The organism is Rhodococcus sp. CX, assembly GCF_015865005.1.
GTDB lineage: Bacteria > Actinomycetota > Actinomycetes > Mycobacteriales > Mycobacteriaceae > Rhodococcus.
This window is the reverse complement of record NZ_JADZGH010000178.1, coordinates 10,709-25,740: the sequence shown is the minus strand read 5'-3', so window position 1 is coordinate 25,740 and position 15,032 is coordinate 10,709. Positions and strand designations below refer to the sequence as shown.

15 protein-coding genes and 1 pseudogene are annotated in these 15,032 nt (G+C 68.1%); 13 read left to right on the top strand and 3 right to left on the bottom strand.

Going from position 1 to position 15,032, the window contains the following annotated elements:
* From I0Q12_RS33215 to I0Q12_RS18620, 5 genes are all read left to right on the top strand, one after another.
* Window positions 1–735 (top strand): FAD-dependent monooxygenase (locus tag I0Q12_RS33215; RefSeq protein ID WP_231610978.1); only part of this gene is annotated, 735 nt, incomplete at its 5' end.
* On the top strand, window positions 732–2,699 hold the full coding sequence (locus I0Q12_RS18635; protein WP_197253396.1) for an NAD(P)/FAD-dependent oxidoreductase: 1,968 nt from the start codon (window positions 732–734) through the stop codon (window positions 2,697–2,699). The genes I0Q12_RS33215 and I0Q12_RS18635, both read left to right, overlap by 4 nt.
* A gap of 5 nt (window positions 2,700–2,704) precedes the next feature.
* The gene (locus I0Q12_RS18630) at window positions 2,705–4,150 is read left to right on the top strand and encodes a carboxylesterase family protein (RefSeq protein WP_197253394.1); all 1,446 of its coding nucleotides are present in this window, start codon (window positions 2,705–2,707) and stop codon (window positions 4,148–4,150) included.
* A gap of 39 nt (window positions 4,151–4,189) precedes the next feature.
* On the top strand, window positions 4,190–4,828 hold the full coding sequence (locus I0Q12_RS18625; protein ID WP_197253392.1) for a TetR/AcrR family transcriptional regulator: 639 nt from the start codon (window positions 4,190–4,192) through the stop codon (window positions 4,826–4,828).
* Complete coding sequence (locus I0Q12_RS18620; RefSeq protein WP_197253390.1) at window positions 4,825–5,532, top strand: SDR family oxidoreductase; 708 nt, start codon at window positions 4,825–4,827, stop codon at window positions 5,530–5,532. Before I0Q12_RS18625 ends, I0Q12_RS18620 begins: the two co-directional genes overlap by 4 nt.
* 42 nt (window positions 5,533–5,574) lie before the next feature.
* On the opposite strand, the gene I0Q12_RS18615 is transcribed toward I0Q12_RS18620, so the two are convergent.
* A complete protein-coding gene (locus tag I0Q12_RS18615; protein ID WP_197253388.1) occupies window positions 5,575–6,246 on the bottom strand; it encodes a GntR family transcriptional regulator in 672 nt (223 codons plus the stop codon).
* 85 nt (window positions 6,247–6,331) lie between these two features.
* A pseudogene (locus I0Q12_RS18610) lies at window positions 6,332–8,521 on the bottom strand (heavy metal translocating P-type ATPase).
* A gap of 206 nt (window positions 8,522–8,727) precedes the next feature.
* Here I0Q12_RS18610 and purS point away from each other — a divergent pair.
* The 5 genes from purS (at window position 8,728) to I0Q12_RS18585 (ending at window position 12,228) form a co-directional block, all read left to right on the top strand.
* A complete protein-coding gene (gene purS, locus I0Q12_RS18605; protein WP_072809682.1) occupies window positions 8,728–8,973 on the top strand; it encodes a phosphoribosylformylglycinamidine synthase subunit PurS in 246 nt (81 codons plus the stop codon).
* On the top strand, window positions 8,970–9,644 hold the full coding sequence (gene purQ, locus I0Q12_RS18600; protein ID WP_197253387.1) for a phosphoribosylformylglycinamidine synthase subunit PurQ: 675 nt from the start codon (window positions 8,970–8,972) through the stop codon (window positions 9,642–9,644). The genes purS and purQ overlap by 4 nt, the downstream gene beginning before the upstream one ends.
* A 132-nt stretch (window positions 9,645–9,776) precedes the next feature.
* Entirely contained in the window at window positions 9,777–10,205 is a 429-nt protein-coding gene (locus I0Q12_RS18595) for a nuclear transport factor 2 family protein (protein WP_197253385.1), read from the top strand.
* A 255-nt stretch (window positions 10,206–10,460) separates the two neighbouring features.
* Entirely contained in the window at window positions 10,461–10,811 is a 351-nt protein-coding gene (locus I0Q12_RS18590) for a VOC family protein (RefSeq protein ID WP_197253384.1), read from the top strand.
* Between the two features lie 106 nt (window positions 10,812–10,917).
* Entirely contained in the window at window positions 10,918–12,228 is a 1,311-nt protein-coding gene (locus I0Q12_RS18585; RefSeq protein WP_197253382.1) for a M18 family aminopeptidase, read from the top strand.
* Window positions 12,229–12,253: 25 nt separating this feature from the next.
* Here I0Q12_RS18585 and I0Q12_RS18580 read toward each other — a convergent pair whose 3' ends face one another.
* On the bottom strand, window positions 12,254–12,676 hold the full coding sequence (locus I0Q12_RS18580) for a DoxX family membrane protein (RefSeq protein ID WP_197253380.1): 423 nt from the start codon (window positions 12,674–12,676) through the stop codon (window positions 12,254–12,256).
* Between the two features lie 98 nt (window positions 12,677–12,774).
* On the opposite strand from I0Q12_RS18580, the gene I0Q12_RS18575 reads away from it, so the two are divergent.
* From I0Q12_RS18575 to I0Q12_RS33210, 3 genes are all read left to right on the top strand, one after another.
* Window positions 12,775–13,455 carry a metalloregulator ArsR/SmtB family transcription factor gene (locus I0Q12_RS18575; RefSeq protein ID WP_197253379.1) on the top strand — a complete coding sequence of 227 codons (681 nt, stop codon included), beginning with the start codon at window positions 12,775–12,777 and terminating at the stop codon, window positions 13,453–13,455.
* 73 nt (window positions 13,456–13,528) lie between these two features.
* Complete coding sequence (locus I0Q12_RS18570) at window positions 13,529–14,152, top strand: Uma2 family endonuclease (protein ID WP_197253376.1); 624 nt, start codon at window positions 13,529–13,531, stop codon at window positions 14,150–14,152.
* 65 nt (window positions 14,153–14,217) lie between these two features.
* The coding region (locus tag I0Q12_RS33210) for an AIR synthase related protein (protein WP_307846343.1) at window positions 14,218–15,032 on the top strand (815 nt) is incomplete at its 3' end.

Below are 15,032 nucleotides of genomic sequence, written 5' to 3'. Positions count from 1 at the left end.
AATGCCGGTCTTCGCGACGCGTCGAACCTGGCCTGGAAGCTGCGGGCGGCACTCGACGGTGTGGGCACCGACCGTCTGCTCGACAGCTACGAGTCCGAACGTCGTACCCATGCCAAGAAGATGGTGCGCATCTCGCACATCACCGGCTCGATCGTCATGGCCCGCGGCGTCGCAGCCGCCGCCCGCGACGTCGTCTTCTCCGTGGCGCGACTGTTCCCGCCGGTCCACGCCTATCTGTCCTCCATGCGGTTCATCACCCCGCCGGACTACTCCAAGGGCGTCGCCGTCGAACCGGCACGTGAAGTGGACTCCCGCTTCGCAGAAGCCGTCGGCAAGGCCATGAGCCAGCCGACGGTCGAGACCGCCGAGGGCACCACCTCGCCCCTCGACGCGCATCTCGGAACCGGATGGGCGATCCTCGAACTCGGCACCACAGGTGCCGGGCAGGTTGCGCGCGATCCGTTCTGGAACGGCGTCCCACGGGTGCGTCTTCTCCCACGCGGCCACCAGCGTGGCCCGCAGGAGACAGGGCCCTCCGATCTGACCGACCTCACCGGCGCGTTCGTCGACCCGGCCCGCCCGCTCGGGGTGCCCCATGCCGTCGTCGTTCGCCCGGACCGCTACGTCGCGGCTGTGTTCACCGCTGCCGACGAGGCCCGGGTCGTCGCCGCACTACGGACCTATGTCGACCTCTCGCGCAGCGTCGACCGCTCCCGGAGGAAAGAGAACAGATGAGCACTTCAGGTATCGACCGCTACGACGACCTGTTCTGGCGCGACGAGTACGAGCCGATTACCGAATCCGACGACTTCCTGCAGGAGATCGCCGACAAGGCCGATCTTCCCTCGCTGCTGGTGGCCATCGCCGCGGCCACGGGTGACACCGCTGTCCTCACCGAGGACCTGCGCCCACCTCTGACGCCCGTCGACACGATCGGGCACCCGCACGGGGGGATGTCGGAAGCCCAGCAGCACAAGGCCCGCGAGCTCGCGCTCGCAGGGCTGCGCCGCCTTCGCGACGAACGGATCACCAGCGTCGGCATGCTTTCCGACACCGCGGTCACCGACGTCCTGGGCTACCTCACCGGCGGCAACGCCGACTGGTCCGACTCGCTCAAGCACGAACTCGATCTGGCCGAGGACAAGAGTGCCGCTCCCGACTGGCGCTTCGAGGACGTCGCCGAGGGGCGCCGCTTCGAGGTGCTCATCGTCGGTGCGGGTGTCTCGGGTATCGCCGCCGGGCACCGTTACCGTCAGGCCGGTGTGCCCTTCACGATGATCGACGCCGCCGATCGGCTGGGTGGTACCTGGCAGAAGAACCACTACCCCGGAGTGCGCCTGGACACACCGACTTTCGGGTATTCCTACTCGTTCGCGCAGCGGGTCGACTGGCCCCACCAGTTCGCCGAGGGTGGGGAGATCGACGACTATCTGAACACGGTCGCCGAGCGCGCCGGACTCATCGACCTGATCGAGTTCGGCACCCGACTGGTGAGTTCACGCTGGGACGACGAGGCCGGCGCGTGGATCGTGGTGACCCGGGATGCGCAGGGCGCCGAACGCACCCGCACGTTCCAGGCGATCGTCAGCGCGGTCGGGCAGCTCGACATCCCGAACATCCCCGACTTCCCCGGAGCCGAACGCTTCCGCGGAGTCACCATGCACTCGCAGGAGTGGGACGACTCCTACGACTGGCGTGGCAAGCGGGTCGCGGTCATCGGTACCGGTGCCAGTGCCTATCAGATCGTGCCTGCCATCTACGAAGAGGTGGCTTCGCTCACCGTCTTCCAGCGCAGTGCCCCGTGGATGCTGCCCGCCCCGACCTACCACGACAACCATTCCGAGGCGTTCGCCTGGCTGGTGCGCAAGGTCCCCTACTACGGTCAGTGGTACCGGTTGTGGGTCATCACGCAGGGAATCCCCGGACGATTCCACACCGTCCGCGCCGAAAAGGACTGGCCCGGTGCGCCGTTGAGTGTCTCCGCCACGAACCGGAAGGTGCGCGACGAACTGATCGCGCGGCTGACGGAGCAGTTCGAGGGACGACCGGACCTGTTGGAGATCGCCGTCCCGTCCTACCCGCCCGGTGCGAAGCGGATGCTGCGCGACAACGGCGTGTGGGCGAAAGCGCTGATGGCCGAAAGCACTACGGTGTCGACGCACGCCATCGTGGAGTTGACCGAGACCGGAATCCGTACCGCCGACGGGACGCACCACGAGGTCGACCTCATCGTCTACGCCACCGGATTCAAGCCGTCGGACTACCTCGACGGTGTCGAGGTGATCGGTCGAGGCGGGGTGGAGATCCACGAATTCTGGAAGGGCGACGCCCGCGCGTACAACGGCATCACTGTGCCGGGCTACCCGAACTTCTTCATGCTGTACGGGCCGAACATCGGTGGTGTCGTCGCCGGCAGCCTGCACTTCATGCTCGAGCGCGCCGGGGAGTACTCGCTCGAGGCGATCCGTGAGGTCCTCGACCGGGGCGTCAAGGCTCTCGACGTCACCCCCGAGGCCCTGGATCGCTTCGTGGAGTGGGTCGACCGGGAGAACCGTCTGATGGCGTGGGGTCAGCCCTACGTGCGCAGTTGGTACCAGAACAGCGTCGGCCGGGTCTCACAGGTGTGGCCCTACACCAACGCCGAATACTGGAAGATCACCGAGCACGTGAACCCGGACGACTACGACTTTCTGCCATGACCTCCGTGAGTGCGGATACGGGAGAGTTCGCGGTCGACACCGGTGTCGTCCGTGCCGAAGTCGTCGAAGGGGTCGTCGACGCCCGGGGTGTGCGGTACGGCGCGCGGCTCGATCGAGCCGACCGTGGTTCCGCGCTGGGACCGCCGACCACCGCGCAGTCGCCGCCTACCGCCTTTCCCCAGACCGGCGGGATGCTCGACGGGATCCTCGGGCAGGCACTCGGTGAACTGCCCCAGCACGAGGATTCCTTCTCTCTGAGGATCCAGGCACCTGCCGACTCGGCCGGGCTTCCGGTGCTGTTGTTCGTTCACGGTGGTGGATTCACAACGGGTTCCGGCGAGTCGCGCTGGTACGACGCGCACGACCTAGTCCGCAGCGGACGGATTGTGCTCGTCACGGTCGGCTACAGGATCGGCGCGCTCGGCCACCTCGGTGGCTCGGGCGACGCCGATGCCTCGGCGCAGCCGCTACGGGATCTCGAGGTGGCAGCGCGTTGGGTACGGGACAACATCGCCGCGTTCGGCGGCGATCCGGCCAACATCACCATTGCCGGGGACTCCGCCGGCGCGTGGTACGCGCATGCGCTGAGTGTCCTGCCGCAGACCGGAGGAATGTTCGCCCGCACGCTGTTACTCAGCATGCCGCGCCTGGCCCCGTTGTCCGAGTGCGACCACGAGGCGCGGCGCGCGGCATTCGAGGATGCACTGGCACCGGAACGGTTCGCCACCGCTCCGGTCGAGTCGATCCTGGCCGCGCAGCGCACCACTGCGCTGAACTACCGCGGTGCGGGATTCGCCTTCGCCCCGGCCGCCGGGCCGCGGATGCCCGGATGGTTGGGGGAGCCGAAGCTGAGTGCCGCTCGGCTGCACACCTCGGCGCTACTGGTGGTCACCACCGCCGAGGAGACCGCGGGCTTCCTCAGAACACAACCTGCCGAGTCCTTCTCTCGGGAGAAGCTGGAGGACTTCGTGGCGCGCTCGTTCAGCGCTCCGGAGGCGGTGCTCGACCACACGGCCGAGCGGGAGTCGGGATACGAGCAGATGGTGCTCGCCACGACACTGTGGCAGTTCCGATCGGTGGCGTACGACCTCGCCCGAAGTGCCGCAGTCCCAACGAGCCTGATGCGCCTCGATGTTCGCAGCTCCCTGGAACGGGCGTTGTCGCCGCACTGCTTCACGCTCCCGTTCGTCTTCGGCGACCGCCACGCTTGGCGCGGTGCGCCGATGATGGAAGGTGTCGATCGGGACACGTTCGAGTGTGTGCGGGCGGCGTTCCGGGACGCGATCGTCCCGTTCGTGCGTGACGGTTCCGGGACTGCTCCGGTGTGGCGACCGGAGAGCCCACGACTCCTCGCTGTCGAGGGGGACGGTGCTCGTGTGGTCGCTCCCGGCGACCTCACTGTCACAGCGGTGACCGAAGGTTCGGTCGGCCGCACTGGTAGAAAGCGATAGGGATCACTTTGTGGTCCCGTCGCGGTGAAAGGAGTTGAGATGGCGAGGCGTCGAGTTCATCAGTCGACCCCGGAAAACGAGCGGGCGATCCTCGATGCGGCGTTGTCCCTGGCCGTGACGGCGGGCTACGAGGGCACCACGATGTCCGAGGTGGCCAGGCTTTCCGGGCTGCCGAACGGATCCATTTACTACCATTTCGAGAACAAAGAGAAGTTGTTTGCGGAACTCATCGAGTTCTGTTTCGAAATCTGGAAGAAGGACCATACAGGTCCGACGAACCGGGACCTGCTGCGCCGTAGCATCGCCGGGTCGGCGGGTGGTTCGGCGGATCCGGAGAACAAGGCCGAGGCTTTCTGGATCCTCGCCCTGATGTTCGCGCTGGATCGCCGCCTCGAGGACAATCTGGCGCGCAAGAAGTACCTCGAAGTCCGCAAGGAGATGTTCGAGCACATGGTGCGGCGGGTCGAACCGCTGATCCCGGCGGAGGTACTTGCCGAGGATCCGGAGTTCGGCCGCAAGATGGTCGTGCTCGGCCGTGCTCTGACCGACGGCTTCTATATCGCCGCGTGTGCAGGAGACGACATCGACTTCGCCGAGTTCGCGGACCTGTCGGCGACCGCAGTCGAGGCGCTCATCGCGCGCCGTGCCGAACAACTGAGCAAGGAACGGAATTCATGACGCAGAAGACAGCCGTTGTGGTCGGAGGTGGTTCCGGCATCGGTGCTGCCGTCGCCACGGAGTTGCACGAACACGGATATCGGGTGGCGATCCTGTCGCCGTCCGGACGTGGGCGCAAACTCGCCGAGGAACTCGGCGGCGTGGGGCTGGACGGAACGAACCGCTCCGAGGAAGATCTTCGGGCCGTCGTCGACCTGGCCTTGTCGGAGTTCGGCCGGATCGACACGGTGGTCAACAATTCCGGGCACGGCGCCACCGGTGGTGTGCTCGATCTGACCGACAGCGACTGGCAGGACGGTATGGAGGGCTACCTGCTCAATGTCGTCCGGATGGCGCGTGTGGTGACCCCTCATTTCCTGGAGGCCGGGGGCGGCAGCATCGTGAACATCTCCACCAGTTCGCCGTTCGAACCGAACCCTCGGTACCCGGTTTCTGCGACATTCCGGGCCGGGCTCGCTTCGTTCACCAAGCTCTACTCCGACGAGTACGGCCCCTCGGGTATCCGCATGAACAACGTCCTACCGGGGTGGACCGTCGCCGACCCCTCCGCGGTCGCCCCCGAGTGGACCCAGCGCATCCCGCTGCGCAGGGCCGCCAGCACGCAGGAGATCGCTCGTGCCGTGCGCTTCCTTGCCGGCGAGGAAGCGAGCTACATCACCGGACAGAACGTTCGCGTCGACGGCGGGGTCACCCGCAGCGTCTGAGGTCCGTCCGGGCGGCTGTGTCCGGCGGCTGCTCTCGCGGGCTCAGCCGAGCGACTGCGTGATGATCTTCGTGGTGAGCTCGTAGTGCTCGCGCAGCAGCTTCTCGGCGGTTACTGCGTCCCGAGCAAGTACGGACTCGAGGATCTCCCGGTGCTCTGCTTCGATATCGCGTGATTCTGCAGCCTGTGAGGGTGCCGTCCACTGGCGGTAGAGAACGGTGGCGTCGGCGAGGGTTGCCGCAAGGTCGATGAGTGCCGAGATACGGCAGGGTTCCAGGATCTTTGCATGGAAGTCCTGGTGGGCTTCGAGCCACTCGGGGCTGATGTGGTGAGGGTCGTCGGCCCTGCGGCGAGGTGTCCGCTCCAGCCTGTGGTGGGCGCCGATCAACTCCGATTCCCAGGCCAGGCTCCCGCGCTCGATGGCGAGAGCGACGCCGAACCCCTCGATCCGGCAGCGCAGTTCGGTGAGATCCTGGAGTTCGTCCAGCGTCAACTGGGCGACGAAGAAGCCGCGATTGGGAACGAAGGAGACGAGCTGCTCGCCGGCGAGCCTGGTCAGAGCCTCGCGCATGACGGTAGTACTGGCGCCGTACAGTTTGGAGAGCTCGCCGACCTGCAGCCTCTTTCCGGGTTCCCACCTCCCGCTCAGGAGGTCCGAGCGCAGAGCCTCCCGTGTTTGCGTGCTGAGAGAAGCCCATTTGTCTGTACGCGCCATGAGAACAATATACCGAACCGAGCAGAAAATATTATCACGTGTCTTACTTCTGTCGCCTCGTCAGTGATCGAACCTTCAACGCTGCCTAGCGTGGTGAGAAGCGGCGCAGCCGCAGGCTGTTGCTCACCACGAACACCGAGCTGAACGCCATCGCCGCTCCCGCGATCAGCGGATTGAGCAGCCCGAGCGCGGCCAGCGGCAACGCCGCCACGTTGTAGGCGAACGCCCAGAACAGGTTTCCCTTGATGGTGCCCAGTGTGGCGCGGGCGAGCCGGATCGCGTCGGGCGCCGACGTGAGGTCGCCGCGTACCAACGTCAGATCGGATGCCTCGATCGCGACGTCGGTACCGGTACCCATGGCCAGGCCCAGGTCCGCCTGCGCGAGCGCCGCCGCGTCGTTGACGCCGTCGCCGACCATCGCGACGACCCGGCCCTCCCGCTGCAGCCGCTCGACGACGGCGACCTTGTCGCCCGGCAGAACCTCCGCGATCACGTCGTCGATGCCGACTTGCGCGGCGACCGACTCGGCGGCGCGGTGGTTGTCGCCGGTGAGCAGCACCGGATGCAGACCCAGCGCCCGCAGCTCGGCGATCGCGTCCGCCGAGGTCTCCTTGATCGTGTCGGAGACGACCACGACGGCGCGGATCGTCCCGTCCCACGCGACCCACACCGGGGTGCGTCCCGCGGTCTCGGCCTCGTCGGCGGCCAGGCGCAGCGACTCCGGTGCCGTCAGCGACCATTCGTCGCGCAGCCAGGACAGCCGCCCGGCCAGCACCGCGTGGCCGTCGACGACCCCGGAAACGCCTCGGCCCCCGTGGTTCTCGAAGCTCTCGACGTCGGAGAGGGTCCCGGCGCGTTCCGCGACGGCCCGCGCGATCGGGTGCTCCGACGCGTGCTCGAGCGATCCGGCGAGATGCAGTGTCTCCGTTTCGGATTCGCCGTCGGCCACGTGCACCGAGTCGACGCTCATGCGACCGCTCGTCACGGTCCCGGTCTTGTCGAGCACGACCGTGTCGACGCGGCGCCCAGCTCGGCATCCTCATCAAGGGACCGCAGATCCTCGAATCGACGCGCCGCGTCCGGTGCCGACGAGCAGCGCCGTGGGCGTGGCCAGGCCGAGCGCGCACGGGCACGCGATGATCAGCACGGCGACGGCCGCGGTGAAGGCCGAGGAGACGGGATCGTCGGTGAACAGGAGCCAGCCGACGAGGGTGAGCAGGGACAGTCCGATCACGATCGGGACGAACACCGCCGACACCCGGTCGGCGAGACGCTGCACCTCGGCCTTGCCGTTCTGTGCCTCGGTGACCAGCCGCGCCATCTGCGCGAGCTGGGTGTCCGCGCCGACCCGGGTCGCGCGGACCTCGAGCCGTCCACCGGCGTTGACGGTCGCGCCGACGACGCTGTCGCCGGGACCGACCTCCACCGGGACGGATTCACCCGTGAGCATCGAGGCGTCGACCGCCGAGGTGCCGGAGGTGACGACACCGTCGGTCGCGACCTTTTCGCCGGGCCGCACCACGAACACGTCGCCGACCGCGAGCTGCCCGATCGGGATGCGTGTCTCGGTGCCGTTCCGCAGCACGGCGACGTCCTTGGCGCCCATGTCCAGCAGGGCCCGCAGCGCCGCGCCGGACTGCCTCTTGGCGCGGGCCTCGAAGTACCGGCCGGCGAGGATGAACGTCGTGACCGCCGCCGCGACCTCCAGATAGATGTGCGTGTCGCCGTCGCCGGAGGGGAACAGATCGAACGCCATCCGCATGCCGGGCATGCCGGCGTGGGTGAACAGCAGGGCCCACAGCGACCACAGGTAGGCGGCGATCACACCGACCGAGATGAGGGTGTCCATCGTGGCCGCGCCGTGACGAAGGTTGGTCCATGCGGCGCGATGGAACGGCAGCGCACCCCACACCACGACCGGGGAGGCGAGCGTCAGGGCGATCCACTGCCAGTTGTCGAACTGCAGCGCCGGAATCATCGACAGCAGCACGACCGGGACGGTGAGGGTCGCGGACACGATCAGCCGCTGCCGCCATGCCGCCGCCTCGTCGGGCTCGGCGGTTTCCGGGGCCGGCTCGGTCCCGGCAGGCGTCGGGGGAGGGGACAACGTCGCGCTGTAACCGGTGGCTTCGACGGTCGCGACGAGGTCCTCCGGGGCGACCTCTCCGGTGTAGCTGACCTTCGCGGTTTCGGTCGCGTAGTTGACGGTCGCGGTGACGCCGTCCATCCGGTTGAGCTTCTTCTCGATGCGGGCGGCGCACGAGGCGCACGTCATGCCGCCGATCGAAAGCTCGACCTCGTGCAGGGTGTCGCCGGTGGTCATCGGCTCCTCCTTTTGTGTGGACACTCCTCCTTTATACCCCCTGGGGGTATATCTGTGAAGTGCGTCGACCGGTGCCCGGTGTTCGAGGCCCTCCCGGTAAACTGCTGTTCGTCCGGTGTCCGTCCCCGGGCGCCAGCACTACTACCGAGGAGCAGCACGTGGCTCGTGTCGTCGTCGAAGTCATGCCCAAGGCCGAGATTCTCGACCCCCAGGGCCAGGCCATTGTCGGGGCGCTGTCGCGGCTGGGCTTCCCGGGCGTATCCGATGTCCGCCAGGGGAAGCGCTTCGAGCTCGAGATCGACGGCAGCGTCGACGACGCCGAGCTCGAGAAGATCGCGGAGGGTCTGCTCGCCAACACCGTGATCGAGGACTGGACGGTGCGCCGGATCGACGGTGAAGCATGAGCCGCATCGGAGTCATCACCTTCCCGGGCACGCTCGACGACGTCGACGCGGCCCGCGCGGTCAAGCTCGCCGGCGGTGAGGCCGTGAGCCTGTGGCACGGCGACGCCGACCTCAAGGGTGTCGACGCGGTCATCGTGCCCGGCGGCTTCTCCTACGGCGACTACCTGCGTTGCGGCGCGATCGCGCGCTTCGCGCCCGTGATGGGCAAGGTCGTCGAGGCGGCCAAGGGCGGCATGCCGGTGCTGGGTATCTGCAACGGCTTCCAGGTGCTGTGCGAGGCGGGCCTGCTGCCCGGCGCACTCACCCGCAACGAGGGCCTGCACTTCATCTGCCGCGACCAGTGGCTCAAGGTCGAGTCGAACTCGACCGCATGGACCTCCCGCTACGAGGCCGGGGCCGAGATCCTCGTTCCCCTCAAGTCCGGGGAAGGCCGCTACCAGGCGTCGCAGGAAGTGCTCGACGAACTCGAGGGCGAGGGTCGCGTCGTGTTCCGGTACGCCGGCGACAACCCGAACGGCTCGCAGCGCGGAATCGCCGGCATCGCGTCGGCGAACGGCCGCGTCGTCGGCCTGATGCCGCACCCCGAGCACGCCACCGAGCCGCTCACCGGCCCCAGCGACGACGGCCTCGGCATGTTCTACAGCGTTCTGGACGCGGTCGTCTCCGCCTGACCGACCCCGGCGCCACGGTGATGGGTGCCTCCCTGTTGCTCGACGACAGGGAGGCACCCATCGCTCGTTCCGGGGCCGAAATGTCTCCGCGGAAATGTTCCTCTCCTGTATCGAATGTCTTATTCTCGCCTGATGGATGTGCAGGCCGTTCACGACAAGCTCGAGATCAAAGAGCTGCTCTACCGCTACGCGCGGTCCGTCGACACCAAGGACTGGAAGGCGCTCGCCTCGGTCTTCACCGACGACGCGCACCTCGACTACAGCTCCGTCGGATATCCGCCGGGCTCACGTGACGAGGTCGTCGCGATCCTGTCCCGCGCGCTCGACGCGGTGCCCATGACGCAGCACTTCATCAGCAACATCCAGATCAGCCTCGACGGCGACCGCGCCGACGTGACCGCGATGTTCTACAACCCCATGCAACTGCCCGGAATGGACGCGCTGTCGTTCTGCGGCGGCAACTACCACCATCGCGTCGTACGCACCGCCGACGGCTGGAAGAGCGAGCACCTGGTCGAGGAGAACCTCTGGTTCGTCAACCCGCCGGCTCGGCAGAACTAGAGATCCCGAGACAAGGACGAGGGGCTCCGTCGCTGTCCCGATCAGCGGCAAAGCCCCTCGTCCCGAGTGTCCGGGAGCCGACCCCCCGATCGGGTCCCGGATCGATACCGGAATCCTCCCCCAAGGCGCGGTATCGATGATCATTCTGCCCGCTTCACCCACCAGTTTCCTGAGTAGGAATACGCATCTTTGTGGTGTTTCCTTGTGGCGGTCCCAGGCGCCACAAAGGCACACGGGAAGCGTTAGCTTCACTGCATGGCACTCAGCATCGGCATGATCACATTCGACAGCACCGATCCCGGACCGCTCGCCACCTGGTGGGCCGAGCAGACGGGCGGGCGCATCGACCAGGACAACGGTGGATTCTTCTACATCGTCGCCCTGCCGGACTCGCCGCAGCGGCTCGGCTTCCAGAAGGTCGCCGACCCCACGCCGGGCAAGAACCGCGTCCACCTCGACCTCGGCACCGAGAACCTCGACGACGAGGTCGCGCGGCTCGTGGCCGCCGGTGCGACCGAGGTGCACCGCGAGGACATGGGCGCGTTCCGCTGGGTGACGCTGACCGACCCGGACGGCAACCACTTCTGCGTCGCCTCCGGTCACTGACTATTTGCCGGTGTTGCGTTGTGGCGGTCCCAGGCGCCACAACGCAACACCGGAAGCGGCAGCTTCACCTGGTGTGGATTCCTCGCGGTGGTGCGAGGATGCAGGAATGTCTTCTCTCACACGCGCCGACGCCCAGGGGCTGTGCAATTTCGTCGACCTGTCACCGTCACCGTTCCACGTGTGCGCGACCGTCGCGGCCATGCTCGCCGACGCCGACTTCGACGAACTGGCCGAGACGCAGCCCTGGCCGACCGAGCCCGGGCGGTACTACGTGATCCGCGGTGGCTCGCTCATCGCGTGGACCACCGAGGGGGAGGGCGCGACGGACGCGTCCGGCACGACCCGGCCGTTCCGGATCGTCGGCGGGCACACCGACAGCCCCAACCTTCGGGTCAAGCAGCATCCGGACCTGGTGTCGGCCGGCTGGCGGACCGTCGGCCTCGAACCGTACGGCGGGGCGTGGCTGAACTCGTGGCTGGACCGCGACCTCGGTGTCTCCGGCCGCCTGACGGTGCGCAACGGCGCGACCGCCTCGGACGTGCTCGTGCACGTCGACGACCCGATCCTGCGGGTTCCGCAGCTCGCGATCCACCTGTCGGAAGACCGCAAGGGCGTGCAGCTCGACCCGCAACGCCACGTGAACGCCGTGTGGGGCGTGGGTACCGAACCGCGGTCGTTCATCGGCTATCTCGCCGACCGGGCCGGGGTGGCCGCGGACGCGGTGCTCGGCTGGGAACTCATGACCCACGACCTGGCGCCGAGTTCGCTGGTCGGGGTGGACGGCGATCTGGTCAGCGCACCGCGCCTGGACAACCAGGGCACCTGCTACGCGGGCGTGCACGCGCTGCTCGCCGCGGCCGAGCACGTCGTCCGGAACCCGGGCCCGTCCCCGATGCTCGTGCTGTTCGACCACGAGGAGGTCGGCAGCATGTCGGACCGCGGGGCGTTCTCCGACCTGTTGAACTCGGTGCTCGAGCGGATCGTGCTCGCGCGCGGCGGAGGTCGCGAGGAGTTCCTGCGCACCCTGGCCGGGTCGATCGTCGCCTCCGGGGACATGGCGCACGCGACGCACCCGAACTATGCGGAGCGGCACGAGCCGTCGCATCGGATCGAGGTGAACGGCGGACCGGTCCTCAAGGTCAACCAGAACCTGCGGTACGCGACGGATGCGGCCGGCGCCGCGGCGTTCGCCCTGGCCTGCGACCAGGCCGGGGTGCCGCTGCAACGCTACGTGCACCGCGCCGACCTGCCGTGCGGTTCGACGATCGGGCCGATCACCGCGTCGCGCACCGGGCTGACCACGGTCGACGTGGGCGCCCCGCAGCTCGCGATGCACTCGGCCCGCGAGCTGATGGGCGCCGCCGATGTCGGCTCCTACGCGGACGCTCTGACCGCCTTCCTGACACCGGCGGCCTGACCGATCCGGTCCGGCCGGATCGGGCTCACGTCCGGCGGTGGTACGCGACCGCGAGTCGTGCGAGTGCCACGGCTCCGACGAGCAGACCGAAATCGCGCAGCGCGATGTCGTAGTAGCCGGAGTAGGTCAGCAGGTTGACGATGATCCCGGCGAGCCATGCGGCGACGACCCAGGCTCCGATCCGGGGTGCGACGGCGACGAGGATGCCGGCCGCGATCTCGATGACACCGACGAGGTACATGGCCTGCTGCGCGGTGCCGGGGAGGATGTCGTCGATCCACGTGGCCAGGTAGCCGGGCCAGTCGGTCAGCAGGTTGGTGAACTTGTCGAGCCCGAACAGGATCGGGGCGACGGTGAAGACCGTGCGCAGTGCCAGAAACGCCTGGTAGCCGGGGTCGTGGAGGTCTGTGCGCGCGGTGATGGCGGTGGGGGATGAGGTGGTGGACATGACGGGTCTCCCTCTGTCCGAGTTCTAAAAACTATCTGCACTGATTTTAGAATCGGCGGCGACATTTGGTCAACGAAAATCGGTTTTACAATCGAGGGATGGATCGCGCGCAGCAATCGGGGATCGCCGCCCTCGCGGCACTCGGCGAACCCGCCCGGAGCCGGCTCTACGACTACGTCGTGAGCCGTCGCGAACCGGTGGGACGCGACGAGGTCGCCGCCGCCCTGGGTATCGCCCGCACGACCGCAGCCTTCCATCTCGACCGGCTCGTCGAAGAGGGGTTGCTCGAGGTCGAGTTCGCCCGCCGGAGCGGGCGCACCGGGCCGGGAGCCGGACGCCCCGCGAAGTTGTATCGCCGGGCCGCCCGGCAGATCGACGTAACCCTGCCCGCGCGGCGCTACGAATTGGCGGGCCGGTTGCTGGCGGATGCGGTCGACGAGTCCGACCGCACCGGCGAATCGCCGCGCGCGATCCTGTCGCGGCGCGCGGCCGAACTCGGCCGGCGGATCGGGGAGGACGCCGCCGGCGAGCGGACGGCCGAGGTCCTCGCGGATCACGGATTCGAACCGCTCGACGACGGGGGCGCCATCCGCCTCGGCAACTGCCCGTTCCATGCGCTGGTCGACGGGCACACCGACCTGGTGTGCGGCATGAACCTCGACCTGCTCACGGCGCTGCTCGAGGGCCTGGGCGACCGCACGCTGCGCGCGTGCCTGGATCCCGCGCCGGGTTTCTGCTGCGTCCGATTGGTGCCGTCCGACCGGATCGACCCCGCCTAAGGCCCACGTGGAGCCGTCCGCGATGCGAGACTGAGTGCACCTTCCCGCCGAGGACGAACGGTGGTGATCGATGATGAGCGGTCCGTCGTTCCCCGACCATCTGCTGACGGTCGACGAGTGGGCGGCCCTGCCCGAGTACGAGCGCTACCGGCTCGAGCTCTCCGAAGGGGTCCTCGTCGTGTCCCCGCACCCCGGGTACCTGCACCAGCACGTCACGTTCGCACTGGTCGACGCGCTCGCCGAGCAACTCCCCGACGAGCTGTGCGTCCTCGGTGACGTCGAGGTGCTGCTCCCCGGCGAGCCGCCGACGGTCCGCTGCCCGGACGTGATCGTCGTCGACCGGGCCCTCGTCGAGGCCGATCCGGACCGTGCGACCGCCGCCGATGTGCGGCTCGTGGTCGAGGTGACGACCGCCGGAAGCGGACGGACCGACCGGGTCACGAAGTTCTCCGAATACGCGGAGAGCGGGATTCCGCAGTACTGGATCGTCGATCTCACCGAACCGGCCGTGCTCGCGGCGTTCACCCTCGAAAACGGGTGGTACCGATTCGACGGCGAACAGGCGGGAACGATGACGCTGCCCGTGGCCGGTCGTGACGTGAGCGTGGACCTGGAAGCGCTCACCCTCATGCGGGCGAACACCCGGGGCGTGTCCGCCGACGCACCGGTGGCACCCGATGACGGTCCCCCCCGATAGACTGGCCGCGGCAGTGCGCGCCCGGCCTGCCGTTTCGATCCCAGAGTGAAGGGACCCGACGCCCAGTGTCACCGCAGGTGGATACCGTCACCCACGCCGCCGAGACTTCCGATCTTGCTCAGCCGTACGCCGAGCTGGGTCTGAAGGACGACGAGTACGCCCGCATCAAGGAGATCCTGGGCCGCCGTCCCACGGACGCCGAACTGGCGATGTACTCCGTGATGTGGTCCGAGCACTGCTCCTACAAGTCGTCGAAGGTCCACCTGCGCTACTTCGGGGAGACCACCACCGACGAGATGCGTTCCTCGATGCTGGCCGGCATCGGCGAGAACGCCGGTGTCGTCGACATCGGCGACGGCTGGGCGGTGACCTTCAAGGTCGAGTCGCACAACCACCCCTCGTACATCGAGCCCTACCAGGGCGCGGCCACCGGTGTCGGCGGCATCGTCCGCGACATCATGGCGATGGGTGCGCGCCCGATCGCGGTCATGGACCAGTTGCGTTTCGGTGCCGCGGACCATCCCGACACCCGCCGCGTCGTCGACGGCGTGGTGCGCGGTGTCGGTGGCTACGGCAACTCCCTCGGCCTTCCGAACGTCGGCGGCGAGACCGTGTTCGACGCCTCCTACCAGGGCAACCCGCTGGTCAACGCGCTGTGCGCGGGCGCGATGCGCGTCGAGGACCTGCACCTGGCGTTCGCGTCCGGCACCGGCAACCGCATCATCCTGTTCGGTGCCCGCACCGGCCTCGACGGCATCGGCGGCGTCTCCGTCCTCGCGTCCGAGACGTTCGACGACAGTGCAGGCGGCCGCCCGAAGAAGCTGCCGAGCGTGCAGGTCGGCGACCCGTTCACCGAGAAGGTGCTCATCGAGTGCTGCCT

Coding starts and splice junctions, on each gene's coding strand:
- I0Q12_RS18570 (WP_197253376.1), top strand. CDS start 13,529: ATGAGCGGTCCGTCGTTCCCCGACCATCTGCTGACGGTCGACGAGTGG.
- I0Q12_RS18615 (WP_197253388.1), bottom strand. CDS start 6,246: ATGGCGCGTACAGACAAATGGGCTTCTCTCAGCACGCAAACACGGGAG.
- I0Q12_RS18590 (WP_197253384.1), top strand. CDS start 10,461: ATGGCACTCAGCATCGGCATGATCACATTCGACAGCACCGATCCCGGA.
- purQ (WP_197253387.1), top strand. CDS start 8,970: ATGAGCCGCATCGGAGTCATCACCTTCCCGGGCACGCTCGACGACGTC.
- I0Q12_RS18595 (WP_197253385.1), top strand. CDS start 9,777: ATGGATGTGCAGGCCGTTCACGACAAGCTCGAGATCAAAGAGCTGCTC.
- I0Q12_RS18625 (WP_197253392.1), top strand. CDS start 4,190: ATGGCGAGGCGTCGAGTTCATCAGTCGACCCCGGAAAACGAGCGGGCG.
- I0Q12_RS18620 (WP_197253390.1), top strand. CDS start 4,825: ATGACGCAGAAGACAGCCGTTGTGGTCGGAGGTGGTTCCGGCATCGGT.
- I0Q12_RS18635 (WP_197253396.1), top strand. CDS start 732: ATGAGCACTTCAGGTATCGACCGCTACGACGACCTGTTCTGGCGCGAC.
- I0Q12_RS18585 (WP_197253382.1), top strand. CDS start 10,918: ATGTCTTCTCTCACACGCGCCGACGCCCAGGGGCTGTGCAATTTCGTC.
- I0Q12_RS18580 (WP_197253380.1), bottom strand. CDS start 12,676: ATGTCCACCACCTCATCCCCCACCGCCATCACCGCGCGCACAGACCTC.
- I0Q12_RS18575 (WP_197253379.1), top strand. CDS start 12,775: ATGGATCGCGCGCAGCAATCGGGGATCGCCGCCCTCGCGGCACTCGGC.